The 17,501-nt window shown below is 63.3% G+C and carries 17 protein-coding genes; 6 read left to right on the top strand and 11 right to left on the bottom strand.

Going from position 1 to position 17,501, the window contains the following annotated elements:
- Genes AC1DXU_RS26030 through AC1DXU_RS26010 form a run of 5 tightly spaced genes read right to left on the bottom strand, consistent with a single transcriptional unit; the run spans position 1 to position 5,043 of the window.
- Positions 1–783 (bottom strand): DeoR/GlpR family DNA-binding transcription regulator, encoded by a 783-nt coding sequence (locus tag AC1DXU_RS26030; RefSeq protein WP_477373599.1) that lies wholly within the window; start codon positions 781–783, stop codon positions 1–3.
- Positions 784–785: 2 nt separating this feature from the next.
- Positions 786–1,589 carry an HAD-IIB family hydrolase gene (locus tag AC1DXU_RS26025; RefSeq protein ID WP_477373874.1) on the bottom strand — a complete coding sequence of 268 codons (804 nt, stop codon included), beginning with the start codon at positions 1,587–1,589 and terminating at the stop codon, positions 786–788.
- Positions 1,590–1,596: 7 nt separating this feature from the next.
- The gene (locus tag AC1DXU_RS26020; RefSeq protein ID WP_477373597.1) at positions 1,597–2,889 is read right to left on the bottom strand and encodes an iron-containing alcohol dehydrogenase; all 1,293 of its coding nucleotides are present in this window, start codon (positions 2,887–2,889) and stop codon (positions 1,597–1,599) included.
- Between the two features lie 15 nt (positions 2,890–2,904).
- Positions 2,905–4,359 (bottom strand): xylulokinase, encoded by a 1,455-nt coding sequence (locus AC1DXU_RS26015; RefSeq protein ID WP_477373595.1) that lies wholly within the window; start codon positions 4,357–4,359, stop codon positions 2,905–2,907.
- 6 nt (positions 4,360–4,365) lie between these two features.
- Positions 4,366–5,043 (bottom strand): 4-hydroxythreonine-4-phosphate dehydrogenase, encoded by a 678-nt coding sequence (locus AC1DXU_RS26010; protein ID WP_477373593.1) that lies wholly within the window; start codon positions 5,041–5,043, stop codon positions 4,366–4,368.
- Between the two features lie 159 nt (positions 5,044–5,202).
- Here AC1DXU_RS26010 and AC1DXU_RS26005 point away from each other — a divergent pair, with 159 nt between their 5' ends.
- The 5 genes from AC1DXU_RS26005 (at position 5,203) to AC1DXU_RS25985 (ending at position 9,656) form a co-directional block, all read left to right on the top strand.
- Positions 5,203–6,585, top strand: a complete 1,383-nt coding sequence (locus AC1DXU_RS26005) for an ABC transporter substrate-binding protein (RefSeq protein ID WP_477325774.1) — start codon at positions 5,203–5,205, stop codon at positions 6,583–6,585.
- 66 nt (positions 6,586–6,651) lie between these two features.
- Positions 6,652–7,581: a carbohydrate ABC transporter permease gene (locus tag AC1DXU_RS26000; protein ID WP_477373591.1), complete on the top strand. Its 930-nt coding sequence runs from the start codon at positions 6,652–6,654 to the stop codon at positions 7,579–7,581.
- A 10-nt stretch (positions 7,582–7,591) separates the two neighbouring features.
- Positions 7,592–8,425 carry a carbohydrate ABC transporter permease gene (locus AC1DXU_RS25995; RefSeq protein WP_477373589.1) on the top strand — a complete coding sequence of 278 codons (834 nt, stop codon included), beginning with the start codon at positions 7,592–7,594 and terminating at the stop codon, positions 8,423–8,425.
- 14 nt (positions 8,426–8,439) lie between these two features.
- Positions 8,440–9,495 (top strand): ABC transporter ATP-binding protein, encoded by a 1,056-nt coding sequence (locus AC1DXU_RS25990; protein WP_477373587.1) that lies wholly within the window; start codon positions 8,440–8,442, stop codon positions 9,493–9,495.
- Positions 9,492–9,656, top strand: coding sequence for a hypothetical protein (locus tag AC1DXU_RS25985; RefSeq protein WP_477373586.1), 165 nt, complete (start codon positions 9,492–9,494; stop codon positions 9,654–9,656). Before AC1DXU_RS25990 ends, AC1DXU_RS25985 begins: the two co-directional genes overlap by 4 nt.
- 12 nt (positions 9,657–9,668) lie before the next feature.
- Here AC1DXU_RS25985 and ggt read toward each other — a convergent pair whose 3' ends face one another.
- From ggt to AC1DXU_RS25960, 5 genes are all read right to left on the bottom strand, one after another.
- Positions 9,669–11,255, bottom strand: coding sequence for a gamma-glutamyltransferase (gene ggt, locus AC1DXU_RS25980; protein WP_477373584.1), 1,587 nt, complete (start codon positions 11,253–11,255; stop codon positions 9,669–9,671).
- 33 nt (positions 11,256–11,288) lie between these two features.
- On the bottom strand, positions 11,289–12,089 hold the full coding sequence (locus AC1DXU_RS25975; RefSeq protein WP_477373582.1) for an ABC transporter permease: 801 nt from the start codon (positions 12,087–12,089) through the stop codon (positions 11,289–11,291).
- Positions 12,086–12,997, bottom strand: a complete 912-nt coding sequence (locus AC1DXU_RS25970; RefSeq protein WP_477373580.1) for an ABC transporter permease — start codon at positions 12,995–12,997, stop codon at positions 12,086–12,088. Before AC1DXU_RS25970 ends, AC1DXU_RS25975 begins: the two co-directional genes overlap by 4 nt.
- Positions 12,994–14,079: an ABC transporter ATP-binding protein gene (locus tag AC1DXU_RS25965; RefSeq protein WP_477373578.1), complete on the bottom strand. Its 1,086-nt coding sequence runs from the start codon at positions 14,077–14,079 to the stop codon at positions 12,994–12,996. The genes AC1DXU_RS25970 and AC1DXU_RS25965 overlap by 4 nt, the downstream gene beginning before the upstream one ends.
- Positions 14,080–14,170: 91 nt before the next feature.
- Entirely contained in the window at positions 14,171–15,214 is a 1,044-nt protein-coding gene (locus AC1DXU_RS25960; RefSeq protein WP_477373576.1) for an ABC transporter substrate-binding protein, read from the bottom strand.
- 248 nt (positions 15,215–15,462) lie between these two features.
- On the opposite strand from AC1DXU_RS25960, the gene AC1DXU_RS25955 reads away from it, so the two are divergent.
- The gene (locus AC1DXU_RS25955) at positions 15,463–16,164 is read left to right on the top strand and encodes a GntR family transcriptional regulator (RefSeq protein ID WP_477373574.1); all 702 of its coding nucleotides are present in this window, start codon (positions 15,463–15,465) and stop codon (positions 16,162–16,164) included.
- 33 nt (positions 16,165–16,197) lie between these two features.
- Here the strand turns inward: AC1DXU_RS25955 and AC1DXU_RS25950 are convergent, their stop codons facing one another.
- On the bottom strand, positions 16,198–17,499 hold the full coding sequence (locus AC1DXU_RS25950; protein ID WP_477373572.1) for an NAD(P)/FAD-dependent oxidoreductase: 1,302 nt from the start codon (positions 17,497–17,499) through the stop codon (positions 16,198–16,200).
- Positions 17,500–17,501 lie beyond the last annotated feature (2 nt).

Raw genomic sequence — 17,501 nt, 5'->3', positions numbered from 1 at the left:
TCAGCTGGCCGCGAAAACGTGGATTTCCGTCCCGGCCTCTTCGCTGGCGACGCGCAATTCGGCCTGCGGTTCACGGTCGGTGACGATGTCGGAAATGTCGCGCAGGGCGCACACGCGCTCGAGGCTGGCGCGGCCGAACTTGTCGTTGGTCACCACCAGGACAGTCGACAGCGATCGCGACATCATCGCCCGCTTGACCGCCGCCGCACCGGAGATCATGTCGCTCGGACCATCCGCCGTTACGCCCGACGCGCCGATGATGGCGACGTCGGCATTGTAGCGGTTGACGAACTCGACCGTGTCTTCGCCCAGCACGCTGCCTTCGCGGCTGTCATAGGTTCCCGGACACAGGATGACGCGAAAGGTCGGATTGGCGCCGGCCACCGACGCGACGCCGGTTGAATTGGTGATGATGATCAAATCCCGCTTCAACTGCGAAAGATTGCGCGCCACCTCATAGGTGGTCGAGCCGCCGTCGATCATCACGATCTGGCCTTTCTCGACCAGGCTTGCCGCGCCGCGCCCGATCCGCGCGCGCTCCTCGACCATGGTAAGGCCACGCTCGGAAATCACCGGCTCCGACGTCACCAAAGAGATCGTCGCGCCGCCATAGGTGCGGTTGAGAAGCCCGGCCTCTCCCAGTTCGATGAGATCGCGGCGGATCGTCTCGCCGGCGACGCCGATGCGCCGGGCCAGCTTCGAGATGCGGATGGAGGCGGAACGGCGCACTTCCGAGAGGATGAGCTCGTGACGCTCCTTCTTCGTCAGTCGGCCTGGCTCCATGGCTATTCCCGTTCCTTCACTGCAATCAGCGCCTTCGCAAGCTCGGCAAATCCGTCCGCGCCGCGTCCCCTGGTGACGAAGGCGGGCGACGCCGGAAGTTCGCCGGCGAAGTCGAGGACATTAGCGACGCCGACGCTGTTGGGGAAGAAGCCGAACATCGGTGAGTCGTTTGGACTGTCGCCGACAAAAACAACACTGTCCTTGTCGCGATCGATGTCTATACCGAAACAGTCCCGCAAGAATAGCCGGCTTGTCGACAGTTTGTCATAGCCGCCGAACCAGCCATTGACGTGGATGGACGAGATTTTCGCCGTCGCGCCATGGCGCCGGAATATGTCGACGATCCTCAGCACATCGGCCTTGGGCAGTGGCGGCACATCCTCACGAAAATCGATCGCCAGATCGGCCTCGCGATAGGCTTGATCCGCCGCCACCGCGGCACCTGGAATTTCCGCGAGCACGTCCCGCTCGATCTCCCGCAGCTTCGAGGCATCGGCCTGCCGTTCGGTGGCACTTTTGGCGTAGTGGCGAACGATACGCTTCCTGACGTCGTCATAGCGAAAGTAGAAAGCGCCGTTCTCGCCGATCACGCCGTCCACCGGCCATTGCCGCGCGATCAGGTCGCACCAGCCTGCCGGCCGGCCGGTGACAGGGGCGACGATGAAGCCTGCCTGTTTCAGCCGCTCCAGCGCCGTATAGGCTTTGGCCGGCAGCCGGCCTTTTTCGGTCAGCGTGTCGTCGATATCGGTGAGCACGACGGTGATCTTGCGTCGAGCCTCGACAGTGAAATCCGCCAGGGCGCGCAGCACCCGCTCAGGCCCCTGCCGGCACTGGCGCGAGCGACGACGCCGCAACATCGAGCATGGTGTACCTGTCGCGGATCAGCCGCGCATTGGCGACCGCTTCGTCATAGAACGCAGGCGGTATCGCCACGTCTTGAGGCGTGGTCGGCGCGCCGACCGCAAGCAGGGCCTGCGCGATCTCGCGCGCCGGCCGGGCAACCTTGGCGAGCTTTTCGCGCTGCGACGGCCAATGCCTGGCCAGCATCTTGTTGATGACGTCCGTCCGTTCCCGGTCGAGGATCTTTGGCTTGAACGCAGCCCAGCAGGAGCGCCCGAGCGCCTCGCCAAAAATCGCGGTGAAGCGGTCCGGCGTGTCTGATGTTGGTGACAGCTGCAGCTCTGGCAGTGCCAGCACCCGCTCCTGCAGCCGTGCCATGGTCAGCGTCGTCACCGCGATGTGTTCGCCGTGATGCGCCTCCGGCAATTCCTTGCCGCGCATATCGATGTAGTGCGCGATGAGGTGTTCGCCCTGGCTGGCCGGATAGGAGCCGCCGCACAGCGTCATACCGAGGCCCGACATGACGAGCGTGCGCGCCAGCACTTCCATCGCCGCGAGATCACCTGTCCTGAGGTCGCCGGCCTTTGCGATGAGCGCCTTTTCGTCTTCCTTGAGAAGCATGAACGGCGCCTCCCGGTACGGCGTGCCGATCAACAGATGCGCCATCAGCCAATCGGTCTGGGCGGTCGGCCGGGCCATCGAATCGCCGAAGCCGGCAGCGATCAGCCGATGCGGCGCCCGCGCCATCACATCGAGGTCGAGGAAGACGCCGACCGGCAGCGTCGCCGTCAGCGACTTCTTCAGCCCGTCCTCGGTGATCGCCGCCGATACCGATGTGTAGCCGTTCATCGACGGCGCGGTGCCGAACACCGCATAGGGTTTTTGGGAGAGATGCGCGGCATATTTGGTGATGTCGTTGACCGAGCCCGATCCGACCGCGACGAGACCGCTGGCATTCTGCGTGCGGGCTATGACCGATCGCACTGCCTCCATGTCGGGATGCGGATGGCGCGGCAGGATGATCTTGTCGACATCGCCCGTGCCACGCAGTGCGATCGACACCCTTTCGCCCAGCGCCAGGCGGGTATCCGGATCCATGACGACGGCGAGCTTGCGGCCGAGCGGCAGCGGCGCCACCAGCGTATCGGCCTCGTCGCCAAGGCCGCGCCCGATGACGATGGTCTTCAACGGCACCGACAGCATGCCGCCGCCATCCGGATCAGGCAGCGTGCCGGCGATGAGGCGATCGAGCATTTGTCTGGACATGAGGATGCGGTCCGGTCAGTCGTGGAGTGGAGCCAGCGCCTCGAACAGCGTTCGATAGCGCCGGTAGCTTCTGTCGTAGATCGCCCCGGCCACGGGGTTCGGGTCGATTGTCTCGATGCGACCGGCCAGCCTTTCGGCGGCTTCCTGCACCGAGGTGGAGAGGCCGATTGCAGTGGCTGCCAGGATTGCCGCGCCGATCGGCGAGGCATCGGCGGCGCTAGCGATTTCCACCGGCCTGCCGCTGACATCGGCGCGGACTTGCGCCCATACGCGGCTGCGTGCGCCACCGCCCGAAAGCCTGATCCGCCGCGTCGCAATGCCGAGTTCGCTCAACCGGTCGACCACGTCGCGCATGGCGAAGGCACAGCCTTCGAGAACCGCGCGCGCGCAGGCCGCTTTGCCGTGGAAGGCGGTCAGCCCATAGAAGGCGCCCCGCGCGCCGGCGATCCAGCGCGGCGCCATGGCGCCGGACAGCGCCGGCAGGAACAAGAGATCATCGCTGCCGGCCACGACCGTCGCTGCCAGTTTCGACATCGCCAGCGGCGAGCTGACGCCGAAGGTCGACAGGAACCAGGTCACCGCGCCGCCTGAAAGCCATCCTGGATTGGAGACGAAATAGCGATCGCCGAGGAAGCCGTGTGTTTCGACCAGACCGTCCGGATCGATGCGAAGCGTATCGGAAATCGCGCTGACCACTTCGGCGGTGCCGAGATTGCAGGCGACGACGCCAGGCACGACAACGCCGGCGCCGATGGCAGCGGAAAAATCATCGCCGGTGCCGACCGCCAGTGGTATCCCCGGGGGAAGCCCGATCAGCTCCGCGCCTGCGCGCGTCAAAGTCCCCGCCACTGCCGATGCATTGTCGATCTCCGGCAGCCTTGTCACGTCGATGTCGAAAGCGGCCAGCAGGTCGCCAGCATAGGCCCGCTCCTTAAGCCCGTAGAGCATGGTCGTCGAAGCCAGCGCGTGGTCGATGACGGCGCGGCCACACAGAGCGGCGACCACAAACGACACCGGCTGGTGCCAGCGCACTGCATGGCGCGCTTCGGGCAGGTTGCGTGAGGCCCAGCAGATCTTGGCCGCCATGTGCGTCGCGTCGAGAACGAGACCGGTGCGCTCGCGGATGAAGCCGGCATCAATGCCCGCTGTTTCCGCCGCTGCCCGGCGGTCCATCCAGATGATGCAGGGCGCCAACGCACGGCCGTTGCGGTCAACCGCAACACAACCGTCGAGCTGGCCGACAATCGCCATGCCCTTGATGTCGGAAGCGGACAGCCCGGCTTTTTCAAGCGCGCCGGCAATGGCAGGCTTGAGTGCACCTAGCCAGAGCGCCGGGTCCTGCTCGGCCCAGCCCGGGCTCGGGAAGACCGGCTGGTACGGCACGCTTGCCTCACCACGCAGCCGCAAATCATCGTCGACGACGACTGCTTTCAGGCTCTGTGTGCCGAGATCGATGCCGACGACTGCCATGATGCCTCAGACGCGTTCGCAATCCGCGAGGACATCCCGCAGCTGCGAAAGGATAGAACCTTTCGTCGGCGAATAGGAACCGTCGAAAACCGCGGTGCCGATCGTAAAGGCATCGGCGCCGGCCTGCTTGATCGCCTTGATTCGCTCGGCCGAGGCAACGGCGCCGGCAACGATGAGATGCGCCGCCTGGCCAAGCCCGCGCCGGGCGGCGCGAACCAGTTCGATCGGGTCGGCCTCGGTAGCGCGGTAGGCGAGGATGTCGCAGCCTGCACAACCCTTTTCAGCGAAGGAACGGCAATCGGCCTCGACATCGGCGGCCGAGCCGCCAAGCTTCGTCGGGTGGCCGACCGGCTTGCCTGGAAACGGATAGTATTGCGTGTCGCTGCCTTTGAGCACCTGCATGATCTCGTCGACCTGCGTGCCGCCCAGCAGCCGATGGATACCGAGATCGCGGGCGATGCGCGCCGAGTTCAGGCAGGCCTCGGGTGTCGTCGAAACGACTTCCATATAGGAGGTCGCACCGGTCCGGTGGATGGCGCCGGCCAACGTCCGCAGCACCTCCGGTGAAACGCCAATATCCTTGAAGCCGACATGCTTCAGGCCGACCGGCTCGATCAGCGCCACGAGGTCGAGACAGTCCTCGACCGTGCGATCGTTGCGCGTCAGCATGAAGATGAAGTCCATTCGAAATTCCCTTGGCCTGTCGGAAAGCCGGCTCGCTGCCGGTCTGTTAGCATCACCCAACCAATTGTTGCAAGGTGCCACATTTTGATTTGCAGTACTACACATTTTGTGACAGAACGGGCGCCAGCTTCGCCAGGCACGCTCCGAGGAGAGAGAAGAATGCTCAAGTTGCTGACACGCGGGAGTACCGCATCCGGACTGCTCGTTGCCGCCGCCCTTTTGTGGCAAGTCACACAGGCGGCGGCGTGGAGTTTGGAAGAGGCGTCAAAGCCTTACAGCGGACAGACCATCCGCATGGTCGGCGAGTCGCTGCCGCCGCTTGAAGCGCTGAAGAAGATGGCGCCGCAGTTCGAGAAACAGACCGGCATCCATGTCGAAGTCGAGATGTACGAGCATTCGGAAGCCGTCAACAAGGTCCAGCTCGATCTCAATTCACACCGCGGCCGCTACGATGTCATCATCCAGCCGCACCGCGAACTCGGCAAATTCGCCACCAACAATCATCTCATCGAAATCTCCAAGATGATGGCCGATCCGGTGCTGCGCGATCCGACCTTCGAGCCGGAAAAGCAGCTCTACCAGACCGCCTGGCACGAAATCTCCTGGTATGACGGCAAGGAGTACGGCTTCCCCTTCACCGTGCTCAACATGTTCATGTGGTATCGCTCGGACCTGCTGGCCGACCCCAAGGAACAGGCCGGCTTCAAAGCCAAATACGGCTATGACCTCGCCCCCGCCCAGGACTGGAAGCAGTACCGCGACATCGCCGAATGGTTCTATCGCCCCGACCAGGGCTTCTATGGTACCGCCCTGCAGGGCAAGCGCCACGAGGCGCTGTGGTATGAATGGCTCAATTTCCTCTATTCCTTCGGCGGCGACGTGCTCGACGTGAAGAGCGGCTCGGCCTGCGGCCCGGTCATCGTCAACAGCCCGAAGGCCGTCGCCTCACTCGAATACTACAAGAGCCTGCTGCAGTTCTCGCCACCGGACAGCCTCAACTATTTCTGGGACGACGTCATGGCGCTGATGCAGCAGGCCAAGGTCGCCGAGCTGATCATGTGGAACGACGCGACCTATGCCGTCTCTGTCGACACCACGGCATCGACGGTTGTCGGCAAGGTCGGCTTCGACCTCGTGCCGCAAGGCGATGGCGGCAAGATCGGCCAGGTCGAGGGCTGGACCTACCTCATCCCGGTCTATTCGAAGAACCCGCAGGCGGCTTTCCTCTTCGTCCAGTGGATGATGGGCTACGACCGCCAGCTCGAGCAGCATCTCAATGGCGGTGCCTCGGGCCGGCCCGACGTCTATGCCTCGCCGGAGGTGCAGAAGCTGCCCTACGCCAAGGCCTCGATGGCGGCCAACGAGCATGCGGTGCCGAAGGCGACGCTGCCGCAATCGGCCGAGATGACCGACATACTGGTCCGCGAGCTCTCCTCCTACCTCGCCGGCGAGAAGGAAGCACAGGCGGCACTCGACACAGCGGCGACCGACATCTCGACGCTGCTCGGTTCTTGCGCGCCAATGACCTATCCGGCACGATAGGCCCCAAGCGTCGCGCAGAGGCTACCCGCAGCAGCGGGTAGCCGTTCTTGTACCCAGGAATTGCCCGTGACCAACCGCACTCCATCGTCCCGCGGAATGCCGCTCCTTGACCGTGGAGTGGGGCCGCTGCTGATGCTGCCGGCGACGCTGCTGGTTGTAGTCTTCCTGGTCGGCCCGTTCTACTACATGGTCTATACGGCGCTGACCGATCTCAGCTTCGCCGATGCCAGCCATGCCGGCGCCTTCATCGGCTTCGACAATTTCCGCAAGCTGATGCGCAACGACCCGTTCTTCTGGGCATCGTTCCTGCTGACGCTGAAATTCGTCCTCATCGCCGTGCTGCTCGAATTCCTGCTTGGCTTCGCGCTCGCATTCCTGATCTTTCGCTTCGTCGCCAGCCAGCGGCTTTTGACCACGCTGCTGCTCATCCCGATGATGATCGCGCCGGTTGCCGTCGGGCTGATCTGGCGCCTGCTCTTGCAGGGCGATTTCGGCATGCTGACCTTCTACATGCGCAAGATCGGTCTGCTGGCGCAGAACGCGGCGGTGCTTTCGGCCCCCGACCTGGTGTTCCCGACCATTGTCGCCATCGATGTCTGGCAGTGGACGCCCTTCGTCACCTTGATCATGCTGGCCGGCATGATGAGCTTGCCCAGGGCGCCGTTCGAGGCGGCCATGATGGACGGCGCCAAACCGTTCCAGATCTTTCGCGATGTCATGCTGCCGCTGCTCAGGCCCGTCATCGCGCTGGTGCTGCTGTTGCGCGGCATCGATGCGTTCAAGGAATTCGACAAGGTGTTCTTGATGACCGGCGGCGGTCCGGGAACGCTGACCGAACTGGTGTCGATCTACGCCTACCGCGTCAATTTCCGCAACTGGGACCTCGGCTACGGCGCCGCTGTCGCCTTCATGATCTATCTGGTGGTGCTGATCCTCTGTTCGGTCTTCTACAAGGCCGTCTACTGGACGGGCAGCAAGCCGGCGGCTGCGTTTTGAGGGCGCGGCGATGATCGATCAATCCACCAACCGCGCCTGGAAGAGCTTTGCCTGGGCGGTGCTATTGGTTGCGGTAGTGGTGGCGCTGACGCCCTACGTCTGGATGGTGCTGGCCTCGTTCAAGAACCGCGTCGACCTGTTGTCCTCGACGCCGAAATGGATTTTTTCGCCGACGCTCTCCAACTACCCGGCCGTCTTCATCGACAAGGAATACTGGCCGCTGGCCATCAACTCGGTGCTGATCTCGGTGTCATCGACCGTGCTCTGCATCCTCATCGGCGCGCCGGCCGCTTATGGCTTTGCCCGCTCCGATTTCTCAGGGAAGGAAGACCTGTTCTTCTTCTTCCTGACCACGCGCATGGCGCCGCCGATTTCGATCGCCGTGCCGCTGTTCCTGTTCTTCACCTCGCTTGGCCTGATCGACACCATCTATGCGGTGGTCATCGCCCACACGTCCTTCAACCTCTCGCTCGTCGTCTGGATGATGCGCGGCTTCTTCGCCGAAATCCCCAAGGAGATCGACGAAGCCGCGATGATGGATGGTCGCTCGCGCCTGGGCGCCTTCTTCTTCGTCGTCGCGCCACTGGCCGCACCCGGCATCGGCGCGACGGCGGTGCTCTGCTTCATCCTGTCCTGGAACGAGTTCCTCTATGCCTTCATCCTTGTCGCCTTCGACGGGCGTCCGCTGACCGTCGGCATACCCGGGCTGGTGACGCCGCACGGCACGCTCTGGGGCCAGGTCGCGGCGGTCGCCATCGTTGCGACGCTGCCAATCGTCCTCTTCACTTTCCTTGTCCAGAAACAGCTCGTGCGCGGCCTCACCTTCGGCGCGGTCAAGGGCTGATCTCAGGAGTTCGTATGGCAATCGTTTTCGACGGCGTCACCAAGGCCTTCCCGGACGGGACGGTGGCGCTGCAGGCGCTCGACCTCGCCTTCGAACCTGGCGAGTTCCTCGTCCTGCTCGGCCCCTCGGGCTCCGGCAAGACGACGGCCTGCCGGCTGCTCGCCGGACTTGAGCGCCCGACCGCTGGCCGCATCATGGTCGAAGGCCTGGATGTCACCGACCTGCCGCCGCGCCTGCGCGGCATGGGCATGGTTTTCCAGAACTACGCGCTCTACAGCCACAAGAGCGTCTACGAGAACATCGCCTACCCCTTGCGCATCCGAAAGATGCCGGCCGCCGAGCTCGACCGCAGCGTGCGCGCCATGGCCGAGCTGCTCGAAATCACCCGCTATCTCGACCGCCGGCCGTCGCAACTGTCGGGCGGCCAGGCGCAACGTGTTGCCGTTGCCCGCGCCCTGGTCTGGCAGCCCAGCCTCTGCCTGATGGACGAGCCGCTTTCCAACCTCGATGCGTTGCTGCGCCTTCACATGCGCACCGAGCTGAAGCGGCTGCATCGTGAGTTGAAGAAAACCTTCGTCTTCGTCACCCACGACCAGGAAGAGGCCATGACCTTGGCGACGAGGGTCGCGGTGCTGCGCGAGGGCGCGCTGATCCAGTTCGACGATCCGCGCGAAATCTATCGCCGGCCCGCCAACCGCTTCATCGCCGAATTCATCGGCCGTCCGGCGATGAACACCTTTGACGGTCATGTGCGTGGCGGCATCTTTCACGCCGACGGTTTTTCCTGCCCGTTGCCCGGCCGGTCGGATGGTCCAATCGTGCTCGGCATTCGCCCGGAGCAGATCCAGCTCGTCGATGCCTCCGCCGGCGATGCGATCAACTTCGCCGTCGACGTCGTCGAACTGGTCGAGCCGGATGTGCTGATCTTCGCCAAAAGCAAGGCCGACGCCCTGATCGTCAGGACCGTCAACGACGACCGTGCCTACGATCCCGGCCAGACGCTGCATCTGCGCTTTCCCGCGGCGGCACTGCATGTCTTCGACGCGGCATCGGGAGCGCGCCTGCCGTGAGCACGCTGCTGGCGTTTGTCCCACTGCTCGCCGCGGCTTTCGTCTGGTGGCTGTTCTACCGCTTCAACAATTCGAGGCGCTGGTTCTCGACCGGCGAGCTGATTTTCTGGGACGCCATCGCGCTGGTCATCCTGCAACTCGTCTGGCTGATCTGGTTCTAAATCTACGCCTTGTCAGTAGCCGAGCGCGCAGCCGTCCTTGCGCGGATCGGATGCACCGGTAAGCGTGCCCTTCTCCCAGTCGATCAGCACCAATTGACCACCGCCATGCGGCTCTTCGGCAATCGAAACCTGATGGCCGCGCTGGCGCAAGCCAGCGATCGCCTCGGCCGGAATGCCGCGCTCCGCCAACACTGAGCTGTCTTTGTAAAACACCCTTGGCGCATCAAGCGCCTGCTGCGGATCCATGCCGAAATCGATCATGTTGGTGAGCAGGTGAACATGGCCGAACGGCTGGTAGCCGCCACCCATCACCCCGAACGGCATCACCGCCCGGCCGTTTTGCGTCACCATGCCCGGCATGATGGTGTGCATGGGACGTTTTCCCGGCGCGATCCGGTTCGGATGGTCCGCTGCCAGCTGAAAGCTCTTGCCGCGATTCTGCAGCACCACCCCGGTCTTCGGTCCGACCACACCGCTGCCGAACGAGCCGAAGGTCGAGTTGATGAAGCTGACCGCGTTGCGATCGCGATCGACGACGGAGATGTAGACGGTGTCGCTCGGCTGCAGCTCAAGCCGCGGCAGATGCGTCATGGCGCGTGCCGAATCAATCGCGGCGCGCAGCCGGTCCGCATGGGAGCTGGACAGAAGCTGCTCGACAGGGACGTGGACAAAATCCTGGTCGCCGACGAAATTGTCGCGGTCCTGATAGGCAAGCCGCCCGGCCTCGATCTCGAGGTGAAGCCGCTCGGCACTGTTCGGTTCCAGCGAACCAAGCGCAAAGCCTGACAGCACATTCAACATGATCAGCGCCGTCATGCCCTGGTTGTTCGGCGGCATTTGATGGATGTAGTAGCCTCGGTAGGAGGCGTTCACCGCGTTGACGTAGTCGCCTTTGGTCGCGGCGAAATCGTCCAGCGCATGCAACCCGCCGAGCGCGCGAAGGCGCGCCACCAGGTCGTCCGCGACCGCGCCTTCATAGAAACCGGCGCGGCCCTGGCTCGCGATGGTGCGCAAGGTTTCCGCCAGTTCCGGCTGCCGATGCACATCGCCGGCCCGCGGCGCCCGGCCGTCCGGCAGGAAGATCCGCGCGGCATGTTCGTCGCCAGCGAGCAGGGCGACCTCGTCAGCCCAATCGAAGGCGACGCGGTCGTGAACGACATAGCCCTGTTCGGCATAGCGTATGGCGGGCGCCAACGCGGCGTCGATGCCTTTGTTGCCGTGATCCTCGAGCAGCCGGCACCAGGCGTCGATGGCGCCTGGCACGGTGACGGCGTGGGGGCCGGCACCAGGCAGTTCGCTATGGCCCCGGTCCAGATACCATTCGGCCGTTGCTGCAGCTGGTGAACGCCCTGAACCGTTGAAGGCGAGAACCTCGCCTTCGCCCTTCGGGCAATAGAGAACGAAACAGTCGCCGCCAATGCCGGTCGATTGCGGCTCGACGACCGCTTGCACCGCTGCCGCACACACCGCCGCATCCATCGCATTGCCGCCGGAGCGCAGCATGTCGATCGCCGCCAGCGTCGCCAGTGGATGCGAGGTCGCAGCCATGGCTTCCGTCGCGCGCACCGGCGACCGTCCGGGGAATTGAAAATCACGCATGCAGGTCAACTGTCCAATCTACCGAGGAAAAATCTAGCGCTTGCGGCCAAAAAGCTGCGCTGCCGAAAGCAGCACCACCGACAGCACGATCAGGCACGTCGAGATCGCGGCGATCGTCGGATCGATCTGGTCGCGCAGCGCGCTGAACATGCGACGTGTCAGTGTCGTCGTCTCGCCGCCCGATATGAACAGCGACACCACCACTTCGTCGAATGAGGTGATGAAGGCAAACAAGGCGCCGGAGACGATGGAAAACCGGATCTGCGGCACCGTCACTTGCCAGAAGGCCGCCAGGCGTCCGGCGCCCAGGCTGCGTGCGACGCGCTCCTGGTTCATGTCGTACGACCGAAACCCCGAAAGCACCGTCAGCCCGACCAGCGGCAGCGCTTGCACCGTATGCGCCAGCACCAGGCCGGTCAGCGTGTTGTTGAGACCGATGCGCGCATAGAGAAAGAATGTGCCGATGCCGATCAGGATAACCGGAATGATCAGCGAGGCGGTCAGCACCGCATTGATGAAACCGGCGAGACGCAGCGCCCCCGAATTGAGCGCATAGGCAGCGGCAACGCCGATCGGTGTCGCGACAATGGTCGTCAACACCGCCGCCTTCAGCGAGACAATCGTCGCATCGCGCCATTCGACCGACTGGAAATAGGCCTCGTACCATCGCAGCGACCAGCTTTCCGGCGGGAATTGCAGCAGCGTCGAGCCGGAGAATGACATCGGCACGATGATCAGCGAGGGCACGATGAGGAACAACAGCACAAGGGCGCCAACTGTATAGAGCCAAAGCCGCTGCCAGTGCGAAATCGGCAGGCCGAGATCGTCGTTCATCGCGCACCCCACACGCTGGTCGCCCGCGCGCCCAGCAGCCAGCGGAACAGGCCGAGCAGGCCGAGCGTCACGGCGAGCAGAACGACGCCCAGCGCGCTGCCGGCGCCCCAGTTGGAGTAGAGGCTGGTGGTCTGCTCCATGCGCATCGCCCACATGATGACCTTGCCGCCGCCCATCAAGGCCGGGGTGACGAAGAAACCGAGGCACAGAATGAAGACGATGACCACGCCGGCGGCGAGACCCGGAAGCGAAAGCGGAAAGAATATCTGCCAGAAGGTCGCCGTCGGGGGCGCGCCGAGGTTCATCGCCGCGCGCAGATAGTCGGCATCGATCGCCTTCATCGAAGCGTAGAGCGGCAGCACCAGGAACGGCAGCAATATATGCGTCATGCCGATGACGACGCCGGCGAAATTATGCGCCAGCGGCAGCGGCTGGCTGATGACACCAAGATCCATGAGCCAGGTGTTCAACAGGCCCTTGCGCTGCAGGATCACCAACCAGGCATAGGTGCGCACCAGCACCGACGTCCAAAACGGCAAGATGACGAAGATCAGCCCGATGGAGGCGGCGCGCCGTGGCAGCTGCGACAGCATATAGGCCAGCGGATAGCCAAGGAGAACGCACAGGCCGGTGACGATGAAGGCCACCTCGAATGTCGTGATGAAGGTCCTGACATAGGACGCCTGCTCGACAAAGCGGGCGTAGTTCGCACCGCTCAACGCACCGGTCTCGTCGAACAGCGAGAGCCAGAACAGCCAGCCGATCGGCAGGACGATGATGATGCCGACCAGAACGATGCCGGGAGAGCAAAGGCCGAGCAGAGCCAGGGACTCGCGCCGGGCGTCGGCGTTCAGCACGTCCGCGTTCAGGCCGTCGCGATCTGCAAGGTTTGCGGACGCTGTGCTCATATCCCGTCCGCCAACAGGATCGCATCTTCCGCGTCGATGCGAAGCCGCACCGGTTGGCCAGCACCAGGCAGGCGGGCCAGCACGTCGCCGCGGCAATAATCGCGCAGTGCGATCTGCTGGCCATCCGCCAAAGTGGAATAGCAGATGAAACTGTCGCCTTGATAGACGATGTCGCGCACCGTCGCGTCGAGCAGGTTGGTCTTGGCAACTGGCTCTGCATCGGAGGCAAGCCGCACCCTTTCGGGCCGCACCACCAGCCAGTGCTGCCCCGGCGAAGGCAAGGGCGAGGCCGTGCAAATCCGCTTTGCCGCGTACCAGACACTGTCGTTGCGGCATTCGACGGCAAGGAAGTTCGATTCGCCGATGAAGCCGGCGACGAACCTGGTGCGGGGCTTTGCGTAGAGCGTTTCAGGCCGGTCGAGTTGCTCGATGCGGCCTTTGTTCATCACCGCGATGCGGTCCGACATGGTGATCGCCTCGCGCTGGTCATGGGTCACGTAGACAGTGGTCATGCCCAGCCGGCGGTGCAGGCTGCGCAGCTCGATCTGCATGTGCTCGCGCAACCCCTTGTCGAGCGCTGAGAGCGGCTCGTCCATAAGCACGATGCGCGGCTCGAACACGATCGCACGCGCCAGGGCGACGCGCTGGCGCTGTCCGCCCGACAATTGGTCGACGCGGCGGTCGGCTAGGCCCTGCAACTGAACCAGATCGAGCGCCTTCTCGACGCGCTCGGCCGTTTCCGCTGCGGACGTCCGGCGCTGCTTCAACGGAAAGGCGATGTTGTGGAAGACGTTCATATGCGGAAACAGCGCATAGTTCTGGAACACCATGCCGATATTGCGCTTGTGCGGCGGTTTGGTGATGACTTCCTCACCGCCAATGCCGATGCTTCCGGCATTGGCGCGGACGAACCCGGCCAGGATCATCAGCAATGTCGTCTTGCCCGACCCCGACGGGCCCAGCAGCGTCAGGAATTCACCGGGAGCCACATCGAGGTTCAGGTCGCTGAGGACTGGCACGCTGCCAAAACGCTTGGCGATACCTCGAATGTTGATCGGCGGCGCCGAACGCGCGATGGACAATTTCAGTGCTCCTTTGAAAATCTGCGGCGCGAAAGCGAACAGCGGGCCGATCGAACCTGCATCGGCCCGCTGCATCAGCCAATCATCGATCTCACTGCTGGATCAAATTGTCGAACTTCTCCTGCGCCTCGACCAGATGATCTCCCCAGAAGGCAGGGTCGAGCAACACCTGCTTCTTGACGTTTTCCGGTGCCGAATTGATGCCTGGAATCTTGTCGGCTGGGATCTTGCCGGTGTCGAAGGCCTTCTGATTGACCGGACCGTTGGCGATATAAAGCGGCAGGTTCGCCTGAATGTCCGGCTTCAGGAACATGGCAAGCGCCTTCATCGCCGCGTCCTTGTTCTTGGCGCCCTTGGGGATCACCATGCAGTCGGCCGTCAGCACGCCCTGATCGTAGCTGTAGCTGATCGGCGCGCCTTGATCCTTCAGCGTGCTGGCCCGGCCGTTCCAGATACTGGCCATGTCGACCTCGCCGTCCTTGACCAACTGCATGGCCTGCGCGCCGGATGTCCACCAGGCATCGACATGCGACCTTATCTTGTCGACCGATTTCAGCGCGCGGTCGATATCGAGCGGGTAGACCTTGTCGAGAGGCACGCCGTCGGCGATCGCCGCAACGGTCAGGGTTTCGGTTGCGAAGGCCCCGCCCAGCGCGCGGCGGCCCGGGAATTTTTCGACGTTCCAGAAATCGGCCCAGGTCTTCGGTCCGTTCTTGCCAAAGACGTCCGTGTTGTAGACCAGGATAACGGAATAGTAGGTGATCCCGACCCAGTCGTCGTGGACGAGATTGGGGTCGATGCCACTCGAGTCGATCTGGCCATAGTCGAGCTTCTCGAACAGCCCTTCTTTCGTTCCCCGCGCGCATTCGTCAGCGCCGAGTTCGACCAGATCCCATTTGACGGCGTTGCCGGTCACTTGCAGCCGGACGTCGTCGAGCCCGTTGGTGGTATCTTCCTTGATGGTCATGCCCAGCGCCTCGGCGGTAGGCTTGAAGAAGGCCTTCGACTGGGCTTCCTGATAGGATCCGCCCCATGAAGCCACTGTGATCGTTTCTGCCGCGAGCGCAGCCGGTGCCAGGCAACCGACCAGCCCTGTCACCGCCAATGCGCTGACAAACCTTGATTTTCTCATCATCATGTTCCCCATATTGGCCATTGTTTCGGCATTCTATTTTGTATACAATTTTGAATGTAACTAAATGGGAAAAGAGATGTCAACTTGAAAGATCGCATTTTCCGGCAATAGGGAAGCCGCTGCCTGACGGGATCGGACAGCCTCGCCTCCCGCGATCTTCGTGATCATGCTAGTCGTGAATGGAACAAATGTTTTGGGGTGGCCGCGGCTGGCGGAGTGCTCCTTATGAATGGATCGGAAGCTGCTCTATGCCCACGAGAAAAAAGAACACGCTTCGCGAATCGGTCTACGGATCGATGAAAGCGATGATCGTCACCGGACAGCTTCCTCCAGGAGCGCGCGTCACCGAGAACGATCTGGCGCTCAGGTTGAAAGTCAGCCGCACGCCGGTGCGTGAGGCGCTCAACCGGCTTGAGCAGGAAGGCCTGGTGGTCGGCCGCCCGCGCCAGGGCTACCTCGTCAAGGAATTCGACATCCATATGTTCCGCGAGGCGTTCGAGATCAGGGAATTGCTGGATGGCTATGCGACCGAGTTGGCGACCGCCAAAATCACGGCTGCGGACAAGGAACGCCTTCGCGAAATGGTGCGGGAATGCGAGCGCCTGGCCGCGCTGCCGACGCGCGGTTCGGATGACATGTTCCAGGAACTGCAGATCGGCATGGACATCCACCGCACCATTGCCCAGATCAGCGGCAATGTAATGCTGTGCGGCCTCCTGAACGGCATTCTCGACAAATGCCAACACTATGTCTGGATCGAACTGCTCAGGCTGGACGAATGGGGAATAGCCCGCGACGAGCATTTTGAGATCGTCGAGGCGATTTGTGCCGGCGATGCGGCGCGGGCGGTCGAGCTTACCCGCGCGCACATCCGCGGATCACGCAACAACATCCTTCGCTTGCTGCAGGCAAAATCCGACTACCAGACCTTTCTTGCCCGCGCCTCGTAGCGCGGGCAAGAATTTGTCCGTCGTCTCTCCGCCTCAATGCTTGATGCGGTCACGCATCGCGTACCACAGCATACCGAGCACATAGAGCGGAGCGCGCAGCGCCGTGCCGCCGGGGAACGGCATCGGCGTCAGCGTCGAGAACAGGTCGAGCCGCGCGGCGTCGCCCGTGATCGCTTCCGCCAGCAGCTTGCCCGACAGCGTCGACAGGATGACGCCCTTGCCGGAATAGCCGTGCGCGAAATAGACCTCGCCATAATGCCCGACATGCGGCAGCCGCGACGTCGTCACCGACACCAGACCGCCCCAGGCGTGGTCGATGCGACAGCCCTTCAGTTGCGGAAAAGTGGCTTCCATATGCGGCCGCACGAAGCCGGCAATGTCGGCCGGCGGCGATGGCGTGTAGCGCTCGCCGCCGCCGAACAGCAGCCGCCCGTCCGCCGACATGCGGTAGTAGTTGACGACGAAGCGCGTATCCGACACCGCGACATTGGCCGGGATGACGTTGCGTTTGCCTTCCAGCGGCTCGGTGGCAACGATGTAGTTGCCGACCGGCATGATGCGGCTGTTGACGCGTGGCTCCAGCCCATTGAGCAGCGCATCGCCCGCAAGCACGACATGTTTTGCCCGAACAGAACCCTTTGAAGTCGAGACGCGGATCGAAGGTTCACGCTCCAATTTCACCGCCACCGAATTTTCGTGGATGGTGACGCCGGCCGCTACTGCTGCGCGGGCAAGGCCCAGCGTATAGTTCAGCGGATGCATGTGGCCGCCAAGCGGCTCGTACATGGCGCCTTGATAGGGCGTGTCGACCTTGCTGCGTGCCTGCGCCGCCGACAGGATCTCGACGTCACGGAACTTCATCACACTCTCGAGGCACTTGGCCTCCTCTTCAAGGTCGGTGAGGTCGGAGCCGTTGACCGCTCCGACCAGATGGCCGGTCAGCCTCAGATCGCAGTCGATGGCGTGGCGCTCGATAATATCCAGCACCAGCCCCCGCGCCTCGAAGGCAAGGTCGAACAGCACCTTGGCCCGTTCAGGCCCGTAGAGCTTGACCAGACCCTTGGCGCCCTTGCGCAGGCCGGGGATCATCTGGCCGCCATTGCGCCCTGACGCCCCCCAGCCGATTTTGCCGCCTTCGAGCAACACCACCTTCAGGCCGCTTTCGGCGGCGTGAAGGGCGGCAGACAAGCCAGTGCAGCCGCCGCCGACCACCACCAGGTCGGCGTCGACATCACCCGTTAGCGCCGGATGGTCCGGCGCCGGATTGGCGGTGGCGACATAGTAGGATTTGCCGATATCGAGACCGGAATTGAAACCCGTTGAACTGGAGGCCATGA

Source organism: Mesorhizobium sp. P3_A10 (genome assembly GCF_056403175.1).
This window is presented reverse-complemented; position numbering and strand designations above follow the sequence as displayed.

What these genes read in the sequence shown, in the direction of transcription:
- AC1DXU_RS25970 (WP_477373580.1), bottom strand. Translation starts at nt 12,997, where the DNA reads ATGAGCACAGCGTCCGCAAACCTTGCAGATCGCGACGGCCTGAACGCG.
- AC1DXU_RS26010 (WP_477373593.1), bottom strand. Translation starts at nt 5,043, where the DNA reads ATGGACTTCATCTTCATGCTGACGCGCAACGATCGCACGGTCGAGGAC.
- AC1DXU_RS25995 (WP_477373589.1), top strand. Translation starts at nt 7,592, where the DNA reads ATGATCGATCAATCCACCAACCGCGCCTGGAAGAGCTTTGCCTGGGCG.
- AC1DXU_RS25950 (WP_477373572.1), bottom strand. Translation starts at nt 17,499, where the DNA reads ATGGCCTCCAGTTCAACGGGTTTCAATTCCGGTCTCGATATCGGCAAA.
- AC1DXU_RS26015 (WP_477373595.1), bottom strand. Translation starts at nt 4,359, where the DNA reads ATGGCAGTCGTCGGCATCGATCTCGGCACACAGAGCCTGAAAGCAGTC.
- AC1DXU_RS25960 (WP_477373576.1), bottom strand. Translation starts at nt 15,214, where the DNA reads ATGATGAGAAAATCAAGGTTTGTCAGCGCATTGGCGGTGACAGGGCTG.
- AC1DXU_RS25975 (WP_477373582.1), bottom strand. Translation starts at nt 12,089, where the DNA reads ATGAACGACGATCTCGGCCTGCCGATTTCGCACTGGCAGCGGCTTTGG.
- AC1DXU_RS26020 (WP_477373597.1), bottom strand. Translation starts at nt 2,889, where the DNA reads ATGTCCAGACAAATGCTCGATCGCCTCATCGCCGGCACGCTGCCTGAT.
- AC1DXU_RS25990 (WP_477373587.1), top strand. Translation starts at nt 8,440, where the DNA reads ATGGCAATCGTTTTCGACGGCGTCACCAAGGCCTTCCCGGACGGGACG.
- AC1DXU_RS26005 (WP_477325774.1), top strand. Translation starts at nt 5,203, where the DNA reads ATGCTCAAGTTGCTGACACGCGGGAGTACCGCATCCGGACTGCTCGTT.
- AC1DXU_RS26030 (WP_477373599.1), bottom strand. Translation starts at nt 783, where the DNA reads ATGGAGCCAGGCCGACTGACGAAGAAGGAGCGTCACGAGCTCATCCTC.
- ggt (WP_477373584.1), bottom strand. Translation starts at nt 11,255, where the DNA reads ATGCGTGATTTTCAATTCCCCGGACGGTCGCCGGTGCGCGCGACGGAA.
- AC1DXU_RS25955 (WP_477373574.1), top strand. Translation starts at nt 15,463, where the DNA reads ATGCCCACGAGAAAAAAGAACACGCTTCGCGAATCGGTCTACGGATCG.